19 protein-coding genes and 1 pseudogene are annotated in these 21,090 nt (G+C 65.9%); 8 read left to right on the top strand and 12 right to left on the bottom strand.

Translation table 11 applies throughout. The annotated features are described in order from the left end of the window. Positions 1-26 precede the first annotated feature (26 nt). Both ACFWU5_RS07020 and ACFWU5_RS07015 read right to left on the bottom strand, forming a co-directional pair. Entirely contained in the window at positions 27-572 is a 546-nt protein-coding gene (locus tag ACFWU5_RS07020) for a hypothetical protein (RefSeq protein ID WP_379242788.1), read from the bottom strand. 154 nt (positions 573-726) lie between these two features. Then, positions 727-1,443, bottom strand: a complete 717-nt coding sequence (locus tag ACFWU5_RS07015; RefSeq protein WP_379266405.1) for a spermidine synthase — start codon at positions 1,441-1,443, stop codon at positions 727-729. Between the two features lie 107 nt (positions 1,444-1,550). On the opposite strand from ACFWU5_RS07015, the gene ACFWU5_RS07010 reads away from it, so the two are divergent. Then, positions 1,551-2,075, top strand: coding sequence for a TerD family protein (locus ACFWU5_RS07010; protein ID WP_379266404.1), 525 nt, complete (start codon positions 1,551-1,553; stop codon positions 2,073-2,075). Between the two features lie 9 nt (positions 2,076-2,084). On the opposite strand, the gene ACFWU5_RS07005 is transcribed toward ACFWU5_RS07010, so the two are convergent. Beyond that, positions 2,085-3,593 (bottom strand): hypothetical protein, encoded by a 1,509-nt coding sequence (locus ACFWU5_RS07005; RefSeq protein ID WP_379266403.1) that lies wholly within the window; start codon positions 3,591-3,593, stop codon positions 2,085-2,087. A gap of 207 nt (positions 3,594-3,800) precedes the next feature. Here ACFWU5_RS07005 and ACFWU5_RS07000 point away from each other — a divergent pair, with 207 nt between their 5' ends. Continuing rightward, the gene (locus ACFWU5_RS07000) at positions 3,801-4,070 is read left to right on the top strand and encodes a hypothetical protein (RefSeq protein ID WP_379266402.1); all 270 of its coding nucleotides are present in this window, start codon (positions 3,801-3,803) and stop codon (positions 4,068-4,070) included. Positions 4,071-4,100: 30 nt separating this feature from the next. Then, positions 4,101-5,933: a glutamine--fructose-6-phosphate transaminase (isomerizing) gene (glmS, locus tag ACFWU5_RS06995; protein WP_379242798.1), complete on the top strand. Its 1,833-nt coding sequence runs from the start codon at positions 4,101-4,103 to the stop codon at positions 5,931-5,933. A gap of 35 nt (positions 5,934-5,968) precedes the next feature. Here the strand turns inward: glmS and ACFWU5_RS06990 are convergent, their stop codons facing one another. Beyond that, positions 5,969-7,195: an MFS transporter gene (locus ACFWU5_RS06990; protein WP_379266401.1), complete on the bottom strand. Its 1,227-nt coding sequence runs from the start codon at positions 7,193-7,195 to the stop codon at positions 5,969-5,971. A 189-nt stretch (positions 7,196-7,384) separates the two neighbouring features. Here ACFWU5_RS06990 and pepN point away from each other — a divergent pair, with 189 nt between their 5' ends. The 5 genes from pepN (at position 7,385) to ACFWU5_RS06965 (ending at position 12,061) form a co-directional block, all read left to right on the top strand. Continuing rightward, positions 7,385-9,853: an aminopeptidase N gene (gene pepN, locus ACFWU5_RS06985; RefSeq protein ID WP_379266400.1), complete on the top strand. Its 2,469-nt coding sequence runs from the start codon at positions 7,385-7,387 to the stop codon at positions 9,851-9,853. A 227-nt stretch (positions 9,854-10,080) separates the two neighbouring features. Beyond that, entirely contained in the window at positions 10,081-10,281 is a 201-nt protein-coding gene (locus ACFWU5_RS06980; RefSeq protein WP_379242804.1) for a hypothetical protein, read from the top strand. A gap of 19 nt (positions 10,282-10,300) precedes the next feature. Beyond that, a complete protein-coding gene (locus tag ACFWU5_RS06975; RefSeq protein ID WP_379266399.1) occupies positions 10,301-11,098 on the top strand; it encodes a SigB/SigF/SigG family RNA polymerase sigma factor in 798 nt (265 codons plus the stop codon). A gap of 257 nt (positions 11,099-11,355) precedes the next feature. Beyond that, entirely contained in the window at positions 11,356-11,535 is a 180-nt protein-coding gene (locus ACFWU5_RS06970) for a hypothetical protein (RefSeq protein WP_379243315.1), read from the top strand. A 52-nt stretch (positions 11,536-11,587) separates the two neighbouring features. Then, positions 11,588-12,061, top strand: a complete 474-nt coding sequence (locus tag ACFWU5_RS06965; RefSeq protein WP_379266398.1) for a hypothetical protein — start codon at positions 11,588-11,590, stop codon at positions 12,059-12,061. Positions 12,062-12,067: 6 nt separating this feature from the next. On the opposite strand, the gene ACFWU5_RS06960 is transcribed toward ACFWU5_RS06965, so the two are convergent. From ACFWU5_RS06960 to ACFWU5_RS06925, 8 genes and pseudogenes are all read right to left on the bottom strand, one after another. Beyond that, entirely contained in the window at positions 12,068-12,751 is a 684-nt protein-coding gene (locus ACFWU5_RS06960) for a PAS and ANTAR domain-containing protein (RefSeq protein WP_379266397.1), read from the bottom strand. A gap of 177 nt (positions 12,752-12,928) precedes the next feature. Further along, complete coding sequence (locus ACFWU5_RS06955; protein ID WP_379266396.1) at positions 12,929-14,113, bottom strand: glycoside hydrolase family 76 protein; 1,185 nt, start codon at positions 14,111-14,113, stop codon at positions 12,929-12,931. 119 nt (positions 14,114-14,232) lie between these two features. Then, positions 14,233-15,223: pseudogene (locus tag ACFWU5_RS06950) on the bottom strand (phosphotriesterase). Positions 15,224-15,252: 29 nt separating this feature from the next. After that, positions 15,253-15,636 (bottom strand): PaaI family thioesterase, encoded by a 384-nt coding sequence (locus ACFWU5_RS06945; RefSeq protein ID WP_379242814.1) that lies wholly within the window; start codon positions 15,634-15,636, stop codon positions 15,253-15,255. A gap of 58 nt (positions 15,637-15,694) precedes the next feature. Then, entirely contained in the window at positions 15,695-17,230 is a 1,536-nt protein-coding gene (locus tag ACFWU5_RS06940) for a class I adenylate-forming enzyme family protein (protein WP_379266395.1), read from the bottom strand. 15 nt (positions 17,231-17,245) lie between these two features. After that, positions 17,246-18,724 carry a carboxylesterase/lipase family protein gene (locus tag ACFWU5_RS06935; protein ID WP_379242818.1) on the bottom strand — a complete coding sequence of 493 codons (1,479 nt, stop codon included), beginning with the start codon at positions 18,722-18,724 and terminating at the stop codon, positions 17,246-17,248. After that, a complete protein-coding gene (locus tag ACFWU5_RS06930) occupies positions 18,724-19,803 on the bottom strand; it encodes an acyl-CoA dehydrogenase family protein (RefSeq protein WP_379242820.1) in 1,080 nt (359 codons plus the stop codon). Before ACFWU5_RS06930 ends, ACFWU5_RS06935 begins: the two co-directional genes overlap by 1 nt. A gap of 4 nt (positions 19,804-19,807) precedes the next feature. Further along, positions 19,808-20,953, bottom strand: coding sequence for an acyl-CoA dehydrogenase family protein (locus ACFWU5_RS06925; protein WP_379242822.1), 1,146 nt, complete (start codon positions 20,951-20,953; stop codon positions 19,808-19,810). Between the last annotated feature and the right edge of the window lie 137 nt (positions 20,954-21,090).

Here is a 21,090-nt window from a genome sequence, read left to right as displayed (position 1 = left end):
CGACTTTATTCGGGAAGCACGCCGAATTACCGCAGGTGCGATGCCGCCGCGCTGCGTTCGGTGGCCGTCCACTGGTCGAACCGGGCTTGTGCCGCTTCGGCCGACGGCGCGCTGATCACGCGGGCGACCGCTTCCCAGGAGGCTCCCGCCGAGCGCACGAAACGGACGGCTTCCACGAGTCGTTGCTGGGCCGAGGCGGTGTCTTCGAAGGCCAGCCGCACCGGGATCAGGGCCTGCATCTCGAGCTGGTGGTAGTCCCATTCGGCCAGGACCAGCCCGGCGAGGTCGGGGTCGAGACGGCCGGTCGAACAGTGCAGCACGCGCGCGGACGGTGCGTGGTCGGCGACCTGGTCGGTGCGCAGCCAGGTGCGGCCGTGCCAGCTGTCACAGGAACACAGCGCGCGCCACCCGATCACCTCGTCGGGTCGACGTCGGCGCCGGGCGTCTGATGGCAGTGGTTGCGCGTCGATCGAGACGGTCGCGCGGGGTCTGCGGGCGTCGCTGTGGCCGCACAATCCGTCGGCGAAGATGTCGGCGACCCATCCACGGTGGCTGTCGAGCAAGCTGTTCATCCCTGACTCCGATGTCGAATCCGAAAAGCTCGATGCGTATGGGACTGCTACTCCCACACATTGACCATCGGCCAGTGCGACACCCTCGGCAATCACTTCGCCACATCCTTGTTGCGAGTCACATAATGCCTGGTCGCGGGCTGTGTCGCGAGTGCTACGCCCTGGTCGCCAGATAGATCGTGGCGGTGGATTCGCCTCGGGTCAGCGGGTTGGCGAAGGTGATGCGCTGCGCTTCGACGTCGACGAAGGCCGATTCGAGGGCCGCGCGGAAATCGTCGTCGGGGGCGTCGTCGGACCACATGGCGAAGGTGCCGCCCGCGACCACATGGTTCGCCACCGCGCGCAGGCCCGCACCGGTGTAGAAGTCGGCGTTCGGGCCGTGCAGCACGTGCTTCGGGGAGTGGTCGATGTCCAGCAGGAGCGCGTCGTAGGTGCGGCCCGGACGTGTGGGGTCGAAGCCGACCGATCCTGTTGCGGCGGCGAAGAAGTCCGCGCACACGAGTTCGACGCGGCTGTCGGCGGCCAAGCCGGTGGTGTCGGGCAGCAGGTCTCGCACGTGCCAATCGATCACCGCGTCGGAGTACTCGATGACAGTCAACTCTCGAATTCGCGGATCCACCAGGGCTTCTCGCGCGGTGTACCCCAAGCCGAGCCCACCCACGACCACGTCCAGCTGGTCGCCGGGCGTTCGCGCCAACCCCAGCCGCGACAGCTCCCGCTCGGCCACGGTGAACAGGCTCGACATCAGGTACTCGTCACCGAGTTTCACCTCGTACACGTCCGCGCGCACCGTCGGGTCGAATCTGCGCCGCAAACTGATCTCCCCGATCGGGGTCTGCCGCCAACCGAGTTCTTCGAACCGTGCGCTCATCGCCGTCACGGTAGTCCCCGCTGAGCCGATCCCCGACCAGCGACGCCGCGAGGTGTTTATCTGGTGGTGTGCGGGGCAGTCCCGTAGGTAGCGACAAGGAGCACCGCATGACCGAATCACTGACCCACGTCACCATGGGCTTGGGCTGGGACCCCGCGGGCGACACCGCGGCAACGGCCTTGGCGCGCAAGGACATCGACCTCAACGCCGCCGCGGTGGCATTCGCCGGTGACCGTTTCGTCGACGTGGCCTTCCACGAACAGTTGACCTCGCGCGACGGGGCGCTGCGGCACTACGGGGACAGTGTCACCGGGGACGGCGACGGGGAGAACGAGGTCATCATGGTGGATCTCACCCTGGTCGATCCCGAGATCACCACCATCGTGTTCCTGGTGACCAGCTACTCCGGGCAGCGGTTCGGTCAGATCGACAACGGGTTCTGTCGCGTGGTCGACAACGCGACCGGGATCGAAATGGTGCGCGTGAATTTGATGGAAGCCGGCGGGCATACGGGGCTGGTGTTCGGCAAACTGCATCGCGTGCAACAAGATTGGGCGTTCACGATGATCGGCGCGCCGATCGTGGCGCAACATGTCGTCAACGCTGTCCCGCAGCTGGGCCCCTACCTCTGAACCATTCCCTCACTCCGACAGGCGTTCTCGCGCGCGCAACCGGATCTCGAGCGCGTCGTAGACCTGGGCCACGTTGGCGTCGAATTCCTCGGCCAGCATCTCGATCAGGGCCGCGCCGATCAGCAGGACCGTGGTGAACACCACGGGCGCGATGGGGCGGGTCGCCTCGAGCAGCGGGCGGGTGCGGCAGGCGCCGCCGGTATGCCAGGCCTCGAGCAGCGCCAGCGCGCCCTGCAGGTAGATCGGCGGTTCCGGGCGCGAACTCAGCGCGGGTACGGCACGGTCGGCGGCGCGGCGCAGGATTCCCGGTGCGTCGCCGGGGCTCATCGCGTCCACCGCGCAGCAGGCCAACCGCAGGGCGCCGTCCAGCCGCTGCGGGGTGTACTGGGCCGATTCGGGGATGTGATCCCACGGTTGGCGCAGCACCTGCAGCAGGTCGGTGGTGATCACGGTCGGGCGCTGCACGGTTTCCGGGGCCGAGCTCGAGGTGTGATCCACGCCGAGCATGATCTCCAGACCGATCACCGAAGCCATGAGATCGTCCCGGCTGCACCGGGTTTCGCGCCGGTAGCGGCGGTCCTCGACCAGCAACCAGCCCACCGTTTGCGCGTCGGCGGGTCGCAGCATCTGCGCGTCGGCCTGCCAGCCGTTGATGGTGTCGCAGCGCGACAGCGCGCACACCAGGTCGGCCATGACGTGATTGCCGGTGACCAGCGTGGGCTGATGCCGCGTGCGCCGCGAGACCACCGGCAGCGCACCGAGCCGAGCCGACGGGGACACGAACGACATCGCCGTCAGCGCCGCGGCGGCGGTGCGCGCGGCGGACACCGCGTCGGCAGCATTGGTGCGCAGCAGCGCGCGATGGATCGAATCCGCCACCGGGTCGACGCCGAACTCCGCGTAGTGCAGCAGCAGCCACGCCAGCGGCATCTCACCCAGCACCGGTGCCAAGCGGGTGTTCAGCTCGTAGAGCAGGGCGGTGGACCGTTCCGGCGGACGCGAACGCGGCTCTTCGCCGGTGAGATCTCGCCATTCCAGCAGGGTCAGGTAATTCGGCAGCAACAGCCCGTCCACCAGTTCACTGACCTGTGCGATGACGAATTCGAAATCCAACTCCGACATCATGCACGGCGCGACCATCTGCTCGACAGGATTGCCGGAGAACGGGTCGATACCCGACTCCCCCAGCGCGATATCGAACAATAACTCCGCGTGCCCGAGCCTGCTCACCACCCGCCCGACAAAGGGAACGGCCCCGCTGTCATCCACCGCGGTGGCCGCACCGAGCAGGCAATTCACCATTGCCCCTTCGGCTTTCGCGTGTGCGCAGAATCGACGCAAGCGCTGATGGGCGGAATCCTGCGCGTCGAAACCGGTTTGCACGATTTGCTCGGCAACGGTGACAATGGCGGCATCCACCACATATTCGGCTCTGCCCAGCGCTTCGGCCGAGGTGGGCGCGGGGCCCGCGAAAAATAGTTGTTCACTGAACGCGTCGTCCATTCGGTGCCGCCTCATCACAACCTCCACTGAAGATGCGTTCTGTGCTGTCTGACACCTTTCCAGCAAATTGCCCGCAAGTCGCGGCTCACACCTTCACAAGGCGGTAACGGGATGAGCACCGACCGCGCGCCGCCATCCGGAAGATCCCGCTTCGGTCACCTTTGTGCCCGAAATCGGGCAGGAATGTTGGCGAACCGGGTCGCGCCGGGCATGATCGTCCGAGTGAATGACGGGGTACCCACCGACCTGGTGCGCTACGTAGTGGCGTCCACCGGTTTGCCGGAACGTGTGGCCGCCCGGGTGGTCGCCGATATCGTCGGCTACTTCGACGAGACGGCCGAGCAGTTCGTGCGGCGCAGGCACGCCGAGCTGCAGGCCCGCGAGGTGCGCAATGCCGAGATCTGGCAGCTGCTGGCCGGCGAGCTCGCGCAGCGTCCGGTCGCGGCGCCGACATTCACCGAACGGCAACTGCGTCGCATCGTCTACGGCTAGATCGTCTACAGATAAGGGGTAGTTCACGCCATGTGTGGAATCGTCGGCTATATCGGTCATCGGCAAGCTGTTCCCGTGCTGCTCGAGGGGCTGCACCGGCTCGAGTACCGCGGCTACGACTCGGCGGGTCTGGCTCTGCCGCATCGCGGGAAGTTGCGCGTGTCCAAGACCAAGGGGCGCGTGCAGGAGCTGCGCGACAAGCTCGACGCCGCTCCCCTGCGCGGCACGGTCGGTATCGCCCACACGCGCTGGGCCACCCACGGTGAGCCCAGCGACACCAACGCGCACCCGCACACCGACACCAGCGGTCGCATTGCCGTGGTGCACAACGGCATCGTCGAGAACGCCGAGCAGCTGCGGTCGGAACTGACCGCGCTGGGTATCGCGCTGATCTCCGATACCGACACCGAGGTTATCGCCCACCTGATCGCCCGCGAGCTCGACGGCACCGAGTCCCTCGAAGACGCCGTTCGTGTTGCGCTGCACCGGATTCGCGGCACCTACGGCCTGCTGGTGCTCGACGCGCGCCGCCCCACCGAACTGGTGGTGGCGCGCAACGGCAGCCCCATCGTGCTCGGCGTGGGCGATGGTGAGATGTTCGTGGCCTCCGATGTCGCCGCGCTGGTGCACCACACCCAGCGCGTGGTGTTCCTCGACGACGGCGAACTCGCCACGGTCCGCGAAGGCGAATTTCGTACCAGCACACTGGCGGTGGATCACGAGCGGACCGACAAGACCCCGACCACCATCGACATGGTCGCCGAGGACTATGCGCTGGGCGGGTTCCCCGACTACATGCGCAAGGAGATCGCCGAGCAGAGCGACGCCGTGCGCCGGGCCTTGCGTGGTCGCCTCGACGACCGTTTCGCCACCGCGCATCTGGGCGGGTTGAACATGGATGCGCGCGAATTGCGCAGCATCAGCAAGGTCGTGTTCCTCGGCTGCGGCTCGGCCTACTACGCCGGCCAACTCGGCGCGCAGCTGGTCGAAGAACTCGCCCGCATCCCCGCCGTCGCCGAACCCGCCTCGGAATTCCGCTACCGCAACCCGGTCGTCGACCCGGACGCGCTGTACGTGGCGATCAGCCAGTCCGGCGAAACCCTGGACACCCTCGCCGCGGTGCAGGAACTGCAGCGCAAGGGCGGCCGGGTGATCGGCGCGGTCAATGCGGTGGGCAGCGCGATCGCCCGCCAGTGCGGTGCGGGCGTGTTCCTGCACGCGGGCCCGGAGATCTCGGTCGCCTCCACCAAGGCACTGACCAACATGACCGTGTCCTTCACCATGCTGGCCCTACTGCTGGGCCGCGTCCGCGACCTGTCCGCCGCCGACGGCAACCGCATCGTGGAAGGCCTGCGCGCCCTGCCCGACGCCATCGACCAGGTCCTCACCGACGAAGACGCCATCGCCGAGATCGCCCACCGCTACGCCAAGGCCCGCAGCATGTTCTTCATCGGCCGCGTGCGCGCCTGGCCGGTAGCCCGCGAAGGCGCCCAAAAGCTCAAAGAGGTCTCCTACGTGCACGCCGAGGCGTACCAGGCCTCGGAACTCAAACACGGCCCCCTGGCCCTGATCGACCCCGAAATGCCCAGCGTCGTCATCGTCCCCGACGACGAACTCCTCTCCAAGAACCTGAGCACCATCGAACAGATCAAGGCCAGAGGCGGCCCCGTCATCGCCATCACCAACGCCGACCTCCCCGCGAACGTGGCCGACGAAGTAATCCGAGTCCCCAGGGTCGCACCAGAATTGGACCCGATGCTGCTCACCATCCCCCTCCAACTCCTGGCCTACCACACCGCCCTGGCCCTGGGCCGCGACGTAGACAAGCCCCGCAACCTCGCCAAAAGCGTCACCGTGGAATAGGAATTACTCGAATCATCTTGGTCCGCAGTCGCAACTCACGGCGGTATGCCCGCGCCGATTCGGCGGTGATAGACGCCGACGCCGAGCATCGTCGTGAGTGCGATGGTGGCCAGTGCTCCGAATATGACCGCCAGATGTACTGATTCCCCTACGGCGGCGATGGCAATGGGGGCTACGGCGCCGGGCACGCCAACGAGTAGCCGCCAGAATCCGAGGATGCGACCTGCCGCATGCTGTGGAATTTCCTCGAACACTGTCAGGTTCGAGGCCACGATCAGGGCGTTGTTGCACGCGAAGAAGATCGCCATCAGAGCCGTCATGGCGAGTGCGGACGAGGTGAAACCCAGCATCGCAAGGCTGGCAGCGACGCCCGACATGCACAGGTAACCGAGGGGTCTGATATTCCATTTCGGGAGTTCGGAGGTGGCTATGCTGGCGGCGACTCCGAATCCGTTTGCCAGGGCGAGCATCAGTCCGACCTGTGCCGCCGACGAGTGTGCGTTGGTCGTGGCGGCAAATACGAACAGAGCGGTTGTGCCAGGCGAGAATACGAGTGCCAGCGGCACCATCATGAACATGGTCGTTCTGGCGATGCCGTCCATTTTCCACAGCTCGCGAGCACCAGCGCGCATGGATTCGACGACGGACGAGGGCGTCGGCGCGTGGACCGCTTGAGCGGCGGCCGGGTTGATACCGACGAACCAAACGATCAGCGGCGCAAGGAATGTTGCCGAGTTCAACCACAGCAGGCCGGGAAATCCGAGCGATCCGACGAGCACAGCGGCGAGAGCAGGGCCCGCCATCAGCGAAATTTGGAACAGTGTGGTCAGCGTCGCACGTGATCGACCAGCGTTGTCAGGGAACATCGCACGAACGCCGGCCATCCATCCGGCGCGATAACAGTTGGAGCCGAACTGCACCAGGATTTCCGCGAGGAAAAGGACGCCGAGTGCAGAAACTCCGTTCAGTAGAACAATGTTGAGCGCGACCGAGGCTCCCAGCTGCAGCAACAGTCCGGGCACGACCAAGACTTTGGAGCCCCACTTATCGACTATATGGCCGAGTATCGGACTCGCCGCTGCGAAGATTATCGGCGAGACGGCGATGAGGGCCGCCATCTGAGTCAACGATCCCGAGATGCTGAGGACGAGAAGCGGAAGGGCGAACGCATACATCGTTTCGCCGATGTTGTTCAGCAGATTGCCCGCTGCGAAATATCGGAATCTCCGCGACCGCCAGGGAGAGGGCGCCCTCGTCGCCAATCCAGCTCACCCCCTTCGAGCAATCAGCTCGATAACAACACTAACTACTCGCCCGGCGACCCACTCCGCAAGCACGAGAACATGATTCAGATCACAGACCGAGCTGCGCACGTAATCTCGACGGACAGGTCCGCGCAACCTCGCGAACAACGTGACCGTGATCCCGGACCGGCTGGCAGGATCAGCGGTGTGAATACCGCGAACCTGACCCGTACCGAGACCGCCGCGCGATCCGCGGCGGTCACTGTCCATGACTACCGTGTCGAGCTCGATCTGTCGCAAGCCCCTGATCCTGATCGGGCGGGGTTTGCCACGACTACCACTGTTGCGTTCGATGCCACGGTCGAGGAAACGTGGCTGGATTTCATCGGGATGTCGGTGGAGTCGGTGACGGTGAACGGGACCGATGTCGCGGTCGTGTACGACGGGGCTCGGATTGCCCTGGGTGGGTTGGACGCGGCGAATGTGGTGGTTGTTCGGGGTACGGGTGCGTACAGCCGGTCGGGTGAGGGGTTGCATCGGTTCGTCGATCCGGTGGATGGGCAGACGTATCTGTACACGCAGTACGAGCCCGCTGATGCGCGACGGGTTTTCGCGTGCTTCGAACAGCCGGATATGAAGGCGCCGTTCACGTTTGCGGTGCGTGCGCCTTCGGGGTGGGAGGTGATGTCGAATCGGCCGTACGCGGCGATTCAGGACAACGGGGTGGTTCAGGACGTCGTGTTCTCGCCTACGTTGCCGATCTCGACCTATATCACTGCGGTAGCCGCCGGTCCGTATCACCGGGTCGAATCCCTGTGGGCGCGTGGTGAACTCACCATTCCGCTCGGGGTCTACTGCCGCGCGTCGCTGGCGAAGTACCTGGACTCCGACACCATCTTCGAGGAGACGTTGCAGGGGCTGGACTTCTTCGCCGAACACTTCGACTACCCGTACCCGTGGGGCAAGTACGACCAGGTCTTCGTGCCCGAATACAACCTCGGCGCGATGGAAAACCCTGGACTGGTCACGTTCACCGAGGCGTACGTGTTCCGTGGTGCCGCCACCGCCGCACAGTACGAGGGTCGAGCGAACACGATCCTGCACGAGATGGCGCACATGTGGTTCGGCGACCTGGTCACCATGGTGTGGTGGGACGACCTGTGGCTCAAGGAATCCTTCGCCGACTACATGGGCGCGCTGGCCAGTGCCGAGGCCACGCAGTGGTCCGACGCCTGGGTGGCGTTCGCGAATCGGCGCAAAGCCTGGGCGTACCTGCAGGATCAGTTGCCGACCACGCACCCGATCGTCGCCGACATCACCGATCTCGAGGCCGCCAAACTCAACTTCGACGGCATCACCTACGCCAAGGGTGCCAGCGTACTCAAACAGCTGGTCGCCTATGTGGGCCGCGACGAGTTCTTCGCCGGGGTGCGCCGATACTTCCGCTCGCACGCGTTCGGCAATACGACCCTGGCCGACCTGCTGACCGAGCTGTCGGCGGAGTCCGGCCGCGATCTGGCGGGTTGGGCGCAGTCCTGGTTGCAGACCACCGGGGTGTCCACGCTGACCCTGGAAGACGGCGAGATCGTGCAGACCGACCCGCGCCCGCACCGACTCGCCGTGGGGCTCTACGACTTCGACGCCGCGGGCGACCTGGTTCGGCGCGACCGCGTGGAGCTCGACATCGTCGACGCACGCACCCCGGTCACCCTCGCCCCCGCACCGCTGCGCCTGCTCAACGACGGCGACCTCACCTACGCCAAGGTTCGCCTCGACCCGGATTCGCTTGCCACCGTGGAACATTCACTGAACCGTGTCACCGACCCGCTGGCGCGCGGACTGATCTGGTCGGCGCTGTGGAACGCCACCCGCGACGGCGAACTCGCCGCACACCGCTACCTATCCATGGCCCGCGATTTCGCGCCCACCGAAACGAACATGGCGCTGCTGACCGCGGTGCTGGCCAACGCGTCGTTCACCATCGGCCACTATCTGCCCGAGAAGGCGCAGGACACGTGGCGCGCGGACTGGCTCGAATCCTGCTGGGCGGCAATGCTTTCCGCTGAACCGGGTTCGGGCGCGCAACTGGCGTGGGCGCGTGCGACAGCAGCAGCCGCCTCGGTCGACGGCCGCCGTGCCGCCGACATCCGCACGATGCTGCTCGATCGCGCCCCCGAGGGTCTGGCCATGGACCCCGACCTGCGCTGGTCGCTGTGGACGGCACTGTCGGCCACCGGCGAAGCCACGGCCACCGAGCTCGACGCCGAACTCGAACGAGACGACACGGCCTCGGGTGCCACCGCGCACCGTCGAGCACTCGCGGCGCGACCAGTAGCGGAAGTCAAAGCCGCGGCGTGGGATTCGGCGCTGAGCGACACCACCCTGACCAACGACCACCTCGACGCCACCATCGACGGATTCCGCGCCGGCCACCACCGCGACCTGATCGCGGGCTACGACACCGAGTACTTCGCGGTCCTGCGCTCGATCTGGGAGCAGCGCAGCATCGAGATCGCCCGCCGCATCGTCGTGGGACTGTTCCCTGCCGCGGATTCGCTTGCGGGCGTGGACGAGTGGCTCGCGGCCAACTCCGACGCCCCGAATGCCCTGCGGCGCCTGGTGATCGAGCAGCGCGACCACCTCGCCAGGGACCTGCGGGTACGTTCCACGAATTGACGAAACGTAATGAATTCCCGAGCCGATAATTCCCAATCATCGCCCGGTTAAACATCGCAATGACGTGCGTTACATTCGCCCATTCACCCCGAGTGGGCGAATATACCGCTCCCACCTGCACGGATACGTCCGTTCACACGATCGCAAACTGCTGTGGAACTCGCCCACGTCAACCCCTGTCGACCAATAACGGTTTAATAACCCTCACCGCGGTGAACTCTACTTACATGACCGCCTCACGTAATCGGACAACGAGTACGCCGAGCATGGATCTGACCAGCACCACCATCATGTTGGGCACCTGCGTGTTCTTCCTGGTCGGACTGACAGCACTGACCGGATCGCTGCCCGTAGCGATCCTGGGCGCCGCAGGCCTGGCCGCCGCGATGCTGACCATTCTCACCATGCTGGGCCCGAACGAGCTCTAGTTCACCAGGAGTGCAGCACATGTCCCGAAACACCGACAAAAGGACCTACGAACACGCCGAACCCCTGTTCGTACACCTCTCACTCACCGATCCCCGCAGCCCCGAGCACGACGCCGTGCGGGCCGACATCATCGAACTGTGCCTGCCGCTTGCCGAGCACATCGCCCGCAAATACGCCGGTCGCGGCGAGGCTTTCGACGACCTGCTGCAGACCGCGCGACTGGGCATGGTCATGGCCGTCGACCGCTACGACGTGACCACCGGGTCACCGTTTCTAGGCTTCGCCGTGCCCACGATCATGGGCGAGGTCCGCAGGCATTTCCGCGACCACATCTGGCCCGTGCACGTGCCGCGCCGCGAGAAGGAGCTGCAGAGCAAAGTACGGGTGGCCACCGATGACCTCAGCCGTCGCCTGCACCGCTCCCCCACCGCGCACGAACTGGCCGCCGAACTCGACGTGACCGTCACCGACATCACCCGAACCCTGGTCGCGGCCAACGCTTTCCACACCCGCAGCCTCGACACCCCCGCGCGCGACAGCGACGGCGAACCCGGCATGACCATCGCCGATTCCTTCGGCGCCGAGGACCCCCGATACCAGCTCACCGAAGACACCATCACCGTCGCGCCGCTGCTGTCGCAATTGTCCCCCGACGACCAGCAGTTGCTGATCTGGCGGTTCTACGACACCTTGTCGCAGGGCGAGATCGCGCAGCGCCTCGGTGTGTCCCAGATGAGCGTGTCGCGCAAACTCACCAAGTTGCTGAGCGGGCTGCGTGCGCAAACCGTCGACGAACAGCCGGTTCCCGCCGCCTGAACGCCCCGCTCACAGCGTCACCCATTGACTGCGACGCCGCCGACCTGCACTGTTGATATCGCAGTTCTTCGCGTGTCGTGGCGGCGCCCGCCCAGTAGGCGCTGATCACAAGGTGTATCAGCGTGACACTTGTCGGTGGGAAGGGTGCGATGACGATGCGCGGTGGACGGAATCGACGAGATCGGCAGATTCGCGAAGTACGGGAGATCCGCGGCACCCCCACCCACCAGACCGCCAAGTTCCTGCTGTCGGTACTGATGCTCGTGTGGTTCGGCGCGGGCCTGATCGCGGCGATGCAGCGCGACTATTTCACCAACACCCCCACCAACTGCGGTGACCTGGGCACGATCGGGCTCACGGTACTGGCGGGCCCGCTCAACTACCTCGGGGTGAACCCGAAGGTCTCCGAATGCCAACTGCCCGAACCGAGCCAGTAGGCGCCTGGATAGGCTGGTGTCGGTGGGCATACCGACGCGAGGAGACCGCACTATGTGGCCGAACGACTGGCCTTCATCCGCTGCCGCGATCGCGACCTCGGTCGACGTCGCGGTGACCGCCGCGCACGCCGCCGACGAGCCCGGATTCGTCGCCGCGACCGCGGATCTGGCGGAACTGCCGGCCGATCAGGTCATGGCGGTGCTGGCGGCGATCGTGCGCGAGTTGCTCGAGACCGCGCATCCGGACGGGCTCACCGGCGACGATGTGCGGGCGGTGTTGGAAGCGGTGGTGCGGCGCGCGGCGGGTTGGCATTCCAGTCTCGACGCGACAGCAGTGGTCAGCGTGCTGACCGGGGCGCTCGGGATCGACGATCCCGACGAGCCGGAGACTTCCCGCACGAACCCGCAGCCTGCGGCAGTGCTGCTGATCGAATACCTCGCCGACCTGAGCAAGACCCCGCCTCGCCAACCCATTCAGCGCGCGATCAACGAAATCGCCCGAGCCGAAACCGTCGAAATGCCCTGAGCTGTCTCAGGATTGGCGTCGACGCTGATGAACTGTCAGCAGCAGGTGATCGAAACGGGTTCGACAACCGGGCAGGTGCGGATTCAGCGACCTCACGTCTTCGACGATCTGCGCCGCGACCTCACGCAACTTGATATTGGTTTCCTGCGAACGCCACCGCAGCACCTTGAACGCCTGCTCGGCACTGATCCCATACATAAGAATCAGCGCGCCTTTCGCCTGCTCGATCTCCGCGCGCGCCTCGACAAGTTCGGGCACGGTCTCGTCGAGTACATCTTGGCGCTCTTCCTCGAGCCGGTCGGTGACGTCGATGTAGTGGCCCGTGGTCCCGATCACCTGGCCGTCGTCATCGACAAGATGATCGCCGACGATGAACACCTCGTGCGTCTCACCCGCGGCATCCACGATCCGATGCCGACCACAGACCGGGGCACCGGCATTGATCGCGGCGGTCACCGCCGAACCCAGGTCCTCCAGGTCATCGGGGTGCTTGTGCGACAGCAGCAACTCGGTAGTCGGCTCGACCTCCCCCGGCTCGTACCCGTAAATGGCCGCGAGCTCATCGGACCACTCCCACCGGCTGTCAGCAAACCAGAACCGAAACGACCCCACCCCCGAGCATGCCTGGGTACCGATCACCGTACTGATCACGGCCACTGCATCAGGCGCTGCCTGGTCACTCGAGTTCACCACCGAAGTATTCCCTACCCCCACCCCCCGCGATGCAATAGCCCACCCAATGGTGACCCCGACCACGCGTTTCAAGATCACCACGCTCCCAGCGTGGTCAATGTCCGATTTGGCCACGCTGAGAGCGTGGTGATCACTGGTCCAGTTAGGTGGCGGCGAATTGTCGGCGAATGGGGGTCACATGCCGGCGGCGGTGAGGCGGTGGTCGGCTTCCAGGAGCATCCAGGCGCTCAGCTGGACTGAGAGGTCGCGGCTGACGTTCGCCGCTGCGGCGGTGGGTTCGTCGGCGAGGTGAAGGAAGGTGCCCGAGTGGGCGGTGACTTCGCGGTTCCAGTCCGCGCCGAACAGGGGCAGGCCGTCTACCTCGGCGCGGTTGGACCAGGCGGCGCGCGCGCAGGTGTGCACGATGTGGGCGGCGGTCGAATTGTTCAGTGACAGTGCGGCTTCGGCGAGGTAGCGGGCGAGGATTCCCATGAACAGGCCGGAGTCGTCGTCAGCGGCCGCGATGATCACACCAGCGTTGGTGAGCCCGGTTCCGGCCGCAGCGACTAGCGCTTCGACTCGACGTCGGTGCATGAGATCGCCTGTGCGCGCGGCCAATTCGGTTTCGAGTCCGATGGCCACTCCCTGGCAGTAGGTGTGCACGGTCCGATCCACGCTGCCGCCGGGCTCGTGGACACCGTCGTAGATCAGCCCATTGTCGTTGTTGCGCAGTCGGTTATGCAGGAATTCGGCGAGCTGCCCCGCCATCGAAACCTCGCCGAGGCGAGCCAACGCAATACCGGTCGGACCGATCGCGGGAGTGTTGAAGTAGTTGTCACCCTCGCGCCACGGCACGGCACCGACGTCGGGATTCCACCCGTCGACCAGGTCTGCCCGCAGCTCCCCGATGGCGTTGTCGAAGCGAACGCCCAACAGCCGATCGGCACGGTCCAACGCGATGGCCAGCCACCCCATGTCGTCGTAGTACCGGTTGGTCCACCCGGTGATATTGCGGGTGCGAATACCACGCGCCAACGCGACAACCCGGTCGACCCGAGCAGGGGTGCGTTCGCGATGCGCGGCGTCCACCGCACAGTCCAGCAGCTGCGCCTGCCACCAGTAACACCACCGCCCGAACGACCGCTCCACCAGATCCGCAGGCCACACCAGCGCCCCGAGCTCCCGCTGCGGCAATCCCCACAGCGACCGAACATGCCGCGCCACGATCGCCCGCTCCGCCAGCTCAGCACGCTTCGCACACTCCAACGGACCCGCCGAAACGTCCCTTGTGATCGACCCCGCCCGCGTCGGCTGAGCGAACGCGGTGAGCACAACCCCGGCCCCACCCGCGAGCAACAGACGCCGCCGACTGATCTCCATCCTCGGCGACCTCCGCTCCGACTGCCCGACCGCGATATCGCCGACGCGCCGCCAGCCTCTCGCGCCGGAATGACCGGAGCTTGAAGCCCCGGTTACAGACGAAAACGTTCATCGAACCGTCAGGAATTCCCCGACACCCGTTCGAACCATCGCCGCGGGTTGTCGACCAGCATGGCGGTGATATCACTGTGGTCCACGCCGTGCTGTTCCAGCGCCGGGACGACGTCGTCGAGGACGTGCTGGTAGTGCCAGTTGGGCAGCATTTCCAGCAGTTCGGGAGCGATCCAGTCGGTGTGGCAGGCGGCATCCTGCGACAGCACCATGCTGGCGGCGTACCCGCGCCGACACAGCTGCGCGACGGTGTCCACGCGTTCATCGAAACCCACGATCACATCGACACCGAACCGGTCCATGCCGAGCAGGTACCCGGCCTCGGCCAGTGCGCTGAGGTGATCGAGGTCGGTGGTGTCGCCGCAGTGGGCCAGTTGCACGGCAGCAGGCGCCACACCCTCGCTGTCGAGGACCCGCTGCACGTCGAGTGCGGTGTGGGCGCCGGGGTGGGTGTGCACCATGATCGGCGTGCCGGTTTCGTGATGCGCCGCCGCCACCGCCCGCCGCCACCGCCCGCAGCACCCGCTCGACGCCGGGAGTCATGCCGTGCTGGTCGATCGCACACTTGAGCAGGCACGCTTTGACGTCGGTGCCCTGGATGCCTTCCCGGATATCGCGGACGAAGAACTCGACCATGGGTTCGGGCAGGTCTCCGAACTGGTTCGGGCCACGAAACGTGAAGTAGGACGGCACATCTCCGTAGGTATAGACCCCGGTGGCGACCAAGATGTTGAGGTCGGGGACCTGCTCGGCCACGGTGATGATGCGGTGGATGTCGCGGCCGAGACCGTCCACCGTCGGATCGACGATCGTACGAACTCCACTGGCCCGCAACCGTTGCAACCGACTGACCGCGTTGGCGATCTGCTGGCGTTCATCCCAATCCCGGACCCAATTGATCCGACTGTCGGGACTGAGAATGAACAAATGTTCGTGCATCAACGTGGTACCCAGCTCACTGATGGCGATATCGCCGAGCACACTGGGCACGGAATTCATGGCGTGCATAGCTGTTCCTTGTTCGGAGTTCAACAGTTGCCCACATTCGCGAAAACGGCGCTGGCCCGCACGATGCGTTTGTCCGCCACCGACAAATAGCAATTGGCGAAAGCCAAGCGGCCCCCGACCTTCTGCACATCGGTGGTACTGACCACGACATCACCGCGCGTGGCCACCCCGACGAAGTCGACGGTGAGGTTCGCGGTGATCAACTGGGCAGGCGGCTGCACAGACGAGGCGCTGGCGTAGCCGAGAGCGACGTCGGCGAGGCCCGCGAGCACACCTCCGTGGGCCAGTCCACGCCCGTTCACATGGCGGTCATCGATGGTCAGCGCGAACTCGAGTCCGTGCTCGCCCTCCCGCGACCACAGGGGGCCGATCAACTCCAAGAACGGGCTCGTTCGGTCATGCACGGCGAAACCAGGAAGTGGCGGCTCCATCATGCCTCCCATGGGTCGTTGGGCACGGAATTCATGGCGTGCATGGTTGTTCCTTGGTCGAAGTTCGGCGGAGCGGTTCGCGGACGATGGCGCGTTTGAGGATTTTGCCGGTGGCGCCTTTGGGGAGGGCGTCGACGAATTCGATGATGCGGGGGGTTTTGTAGGCGGACAGGCGGGCGCGGGACCACGTGGAAATGTCGTCGGCGGTCAGGGGAGATCGGGGGTGGCGGACGATGATGGCGGCTACTTCTTCGCCGTAGTGGTCGTCGGGGACGCCGATCACGGCTACCTCGATGATGTCGGGGTGGGCGAACAGGACCTGTTCGACTTCGCTGGGGTAGACGTTGTAGCCGCCGCGGATGATCAGGTCTTTGAGCCGGTCCACGATGTACAGGTCGCCGTCGGTGTCGGTGGTGCCCAGGTCGCCGGTGCGGAACCAGCCGTCGTCGGCGAGGACGGCTGCGGTGTCGGAGGGACGTTGCCAATAGCCTTTCATCACCGTTTCGCCGCGGATGTAGATCTCGCCGATTTCCGTCGGTGCGCACGGGTGGCCGGTGTCGTCGCGAACCTGGATTTGGGTGAAGGGCGTTGCGCCGCCGACGGATCCGACCTTCGGGGTGCGGTCGAGGTCGTTGAAGGTGCCGAAGGCCGTGGTTTCGGTGAGGCCGTAGCCCTCGAGGATGGTGCAGCCGAAGCGGGCTTCGAACTGTTCGATGACCGCGGCCGGCAGGCACGCGCCGCCGGAGATGGCGATGCGCAGTTGGGCGAAATCCGTGGGGTCGGCGTCGGATGCGCTGTGCAACATCGCATTCCACATGGTCGGGACACCGGCCATGACGGTGAGCTGGTCGCGACGCAACATCGCGATCATGGCCGCGGGGTCGAATCGCGACAGCAACGACAGCGAGCCACCGGCGGTGAAGGTGGTCATCATCACCGACGCTTGGCCGAACACGTGGAACAGCGGCAGTGCGGTGCCGGTGCGGTCCGCGCGCGTGGCCCGACTGCACGCGACGCCGATCTCTCCGGCCGACAACAGGTTTGACACGGTGAGCTGCGCGCCTTTGGGACGGCCGGTGGTGCCGGAGGTGTAGAGGATCGCCGCGGTGTCATCGAGGTCGCGGTCGCGGATCTCGGTGGATGCGGGACCGGAGTCCGCGCCGGGACGCAACGTCCGCACCGGCACGCCGCGCGCCTGTGCGGCGGCGGAGGCAGCGGGTTCCAGTGTGTGCCAAGCGATCACGAGCACGCACCCCGCATCCTCGAGCACATAGTCGATTTCGTGCTGAGTCGACATGGTGTTCACGGGCACGACCACCGCACCGGCCACCTGAATGCCCAGGTAGGCGACCACGAACTCGGGAACCGACGGTGCCACGAGCAACACCCGATCACCGACCGCAATGCCGGACTCCACCAGGATGGCGGCGTAATTGACACTGGCCGAACGCAATTGGTGATACGTCCAGGCGGTCACCTCACCGGGGGTATCGCTTTCACCGCGCAGCGCCACCGAGTCGGGGTGGGTGTCCGCGTGTCGGCGGACGGGGTCGAAGAGGTTAGCCATGTGTGGGTCCTGTCGTCATGGTCGGCGGCTCGCGCGCTCATCGGCGCGCGGATTGTCGACCAGCTCCGAGTGTGGCTCGTCGAACGTCATCACCTGCTGGTTTTCGGCGTAACAGGGCCAGCCGGGGTCACCGGTGGTGGCGAATGCGACCCAGGCACGGTGCATGTCGTCGGCGAGGCGTTGCGGCGGGTTCGGACCGGTGAGGCTGGTGGCTTCGGCCAGGGTGTCGAACACGAAGGGGATCTCGAGCGCGTGCATCGCACCCAGATGTTCTCGCCGCCACGCGAATTCGTAGAGGTAGGCGGGAGTATCCACGGCAGCTTGCAGCTGCGCGAGTTCTGTTGTCGGGCCGCGGAATACGGCGTCGGAGACCATGACTGCGAGCAGGTCGCCGGGGGTGGCTGTCGGGCGGTTGGCGGCATACGGTGCGATCGCCGAGGCGGAGATCCCGAAACGGGCCAGCGCGAACGGCAGCGCCAGTTCGGTGATCACGTCACCGAGCCCGGTCGGCACGGTGAACAGCCGGAACTCCTCGGCGGTGTAGCCGGCGAGCAACGGGATCCCCCGCGCGGATCCAGCCGCGATCGCCTCCACCGGCACCGTGGGAAGCATGACGCCGTCCACGACCGGGAAGAAGCTCATGCCCGCACCCGCGGTCAAAACCGACAGACCCCAGCGGGCCGGGTTCGGGTCACCGGCGAAGTCCGCGCGCACCGCCTCTTGCGCGGCCAGCAGCGTCGAAGGTGCCACTGCCGCAAAGGCTTCCGCGGTGGCGGCCACGCCGAGCACCTTGGCGAGTTCGCCACTGAGCAAACGGGCGTCGTCGACCGTTGCCGCCACTGCGGGGTTGCCGCTCTGCATGATCGCGCGAGCGAACAGCCCTTGCGCCGCAGGCGAACCCATCAACGAGGCGACACTCATCGCCCCCGCGGACTGGCCGAAGATCGTGACCCGGTCGGGATCACCACCGAACGCGCGCACATTGTCGCGCACCCAGGCCAATGCGAACAGCTGATCGAGCAGCCCACGGTTGTCCGGCGCCCCCTCGAGCACCGCGAAACCCGCAGCACCCAACCGATAATTGATCGACACGAGCACCACCCCGTCACGGGCGAACGCTGAACCGTCATAGGCGGGCACCGCGTTGGAGCCGTGCGCGAAGGCACCACCGTGAATCCACACCATCACCGGCAAACCGGCAGCACCGAGGTCGGGTGTCCACACGTTCACGTTCAGCGATTCACTGCCCGACACCAGGTTGTTGCCGAGAATCTGGTCGATTCCGGGCGTGTACGGACCCTGCAGGCACGTGGCGCCCACGGTGTCCGCATCCCGGATTCCGTCCCAGCCCACCGCGGGTTCGGGAGCACGGAACCGCGCCGCGCCCACCGGTGGTGCCGCATAGGGCACGCCGAGAAACGCACTCACGCCGTCGACGGTCCGCCCACGCACCGTGCCACCGCTGACCCGCACCACCGGCCGATCGGCGCCCATCACAGGTCGACCATGTCGTACTCGGCGACCCGGTCGGTCAGATAACGCAGGTGATCCTCACAATTGCCTAGCGTCTGGTCGATGGCGGTGAGCCGCGCGAAATAGCGCGAGATCGGAAACTCCGTGGTCATCCCGATGCCGCCGTGCAGCTGGACCGCCTCCTGCCCGACGAAGCGCGCCGACCGGCCCACCCGCAGTTTCGCGCGAGAGGCCACCGTCTGATCGATCATCCCGTCGGCCAACGCCGTCGACGCGTACACGGACATGCCGCGCGCCAACGTGACCGCGATATACATGTCGGCCGCGCGGTGCGTCAGCGACTGGAACGACCGCAGCGGTGCCCCGAATTGCTTTCGGGTACACAGATATTCGGCAGTGCTCCGCAAAGACTCGGTCATCGCACCGACCGCTTCAGCGCACAACGCGGCCTGCGCCCCGACGTGAGCGGCTTCGATCGCGTCCTCGACCCGGCGCGACGCAAGCGGTTGCGCCACAGCATGTTCGAACACGATGTCCGCCACGCGACCACCATCATGCGTCGCTCTGCCACGCACCTCGGCGTCGGCCGGGTCGACCAGAAACAGGCCGATCCCGTCGGGCCCGGTCGCACTGACCACGAGCAGATCCGCGACATCACCGAACAGAACCGGCGACTTATGCCCCGTGATCCGCCACGAATCACCCTGTCGCACAGCCGATGTGCTCGGCGTGCGCAACGGCCAGCGCGACCGCGGTTCCTCGTGCGCGAACGCCAGCCGAAGATCCCCCGTCGCGACCTTCGGTAGCAGTTCACGCCGTTGCGCGGGACTGGCCGCCTCGACCAGCAAGCTCCCCGGCAGGTACGCGCACTCCAACACCGGCACCCGCGCGGGACTTGCACCCAGTTCGGTCATCACGATCATCGCCTCGATCGGACCCGCCCCCTGACCGCCGTCGGCCTCGGGAATGGTCAGTCCGAGCAGTCCTAAGTCGGCGAAGGTGGACCACAGGTCGGTGGTGTTTCCCAGTGTCTGGTCGGCCAGGACGTTGTTCACGGTGTCGCGCAACATCGTTTGTTCCGCGGTCGGTTCGAAGTTCATGAGTTCACAATCCGAGAATCGTCGAGGCGATGATGCTGCGCTGCACCTGCGTCGATCCCCCGTAGATGGATGTCTTGCGACAGTTGAGGTAGGCGGCGGTGCTGCGGCCGGCCCACTGGTCGATGTCGGTGTGCAGGGCGCCGGGGCCCGCGACCTCCATCATCAGTTCGGTGGCGGCCTGCTGCAGTTCGCTGCCGCGCAGTTTCAGCACCGACGAGGTGGGCGCCTTCACCGCGGCCGTCGCCCCGATCTGCACCAATTCCAGTGCTAGTGCCTCGTTTTCGAGTTCGGCCAGTCGGGCGGCGAACAGCGGGTCGTCCAGCAGCGTGCCCTCGCCGGTTCGGGTGTGCTTGGCGCGCGCTTTGATCGTGGACAGCGCGACCTTGGTGCGGCCCACCGCGGCCATGCCGGTGCGTTCGTTGCCGAGCAGGAACTTCGCATAGGTCCAGCCCTGATTCTCCTGTCCCACAAGCTGTTCGGCCGGCACTCGCACCTCGTCGAGGAACACCTCGTTGACCTCGCGGCTGCCACCGATGAGCTCGATCGGCCGCACGGTCACACCGGGTGAGTCCATCGGGATCAACAACAGCGAGATCCCCGCCTGCTTTTTGGCCGCGCCGGGATCGGTGCGCACCAGGCAGAACATCCAGTCCGCGTACTGGGCCGCGCTGGTCCAGATCTTCTGCCCGGTCACCACATAGGTGTCGCCGTCGCGCGTGGCGGTGGTGCGCAGCGACGCCAGGTCCGAGCCGGCCTCGGGCTCGGAAAACCCTTGGCACCACCAGATATCGAGGTTGGCCGTCGCAGGCAGGAATCGGGCCTTCTGCTCCTCGGTGCCGAAGCGCGCGATGACCGGGCCGATCATGTCGACGTTGAACGTCAACGGTTCGGGCACCGACGCCAGCGCCATCTCGTCGTGCCACAGGTGACGCTGGATCGGCGTCCAGTCCCTGCCACCCCACTGCAGCGGCCAGTTCGGCACGGCGAGGTCGTGGGCGTTGAGGATGCGCTGGGTGGTGATCAGCGCTTCGCGGCTGAGCTCGCGGCCTTCGCGCACACCGTCGCGGATTTCGGGCGGGATCTCGCTGCGATACAGGCTCCGCAGATGGTTGCGGAAGGCGATCTCGTCGCCGGTCAGTGCCAATTGCATGGTCGATGTTCACTCTCTGAACTGGAACGAATGTCTCTTGACGTTCCATCAAAATCCAGTCTGTGTCAATCAGGTGACCGATATCCGCAGAGAATCATCCGTTTCAGCTTAACGGCTAGTAAAGCTGTGCTAGAACT

It is taken from the genome of Nocardia sp. NPDC058640 (assembly GCF_042716995.1).
Classification (GTDB): domain Bacteria; phylum Actinomycetota; class Actinomycetes; order Mycobacteriales; family Mycobacteriaceae; genus Nocardia.
Note: the sequence above shows the minus strand (reverse complement) of the source record. Positions and strands in the feature narration are given on the sequence as shown.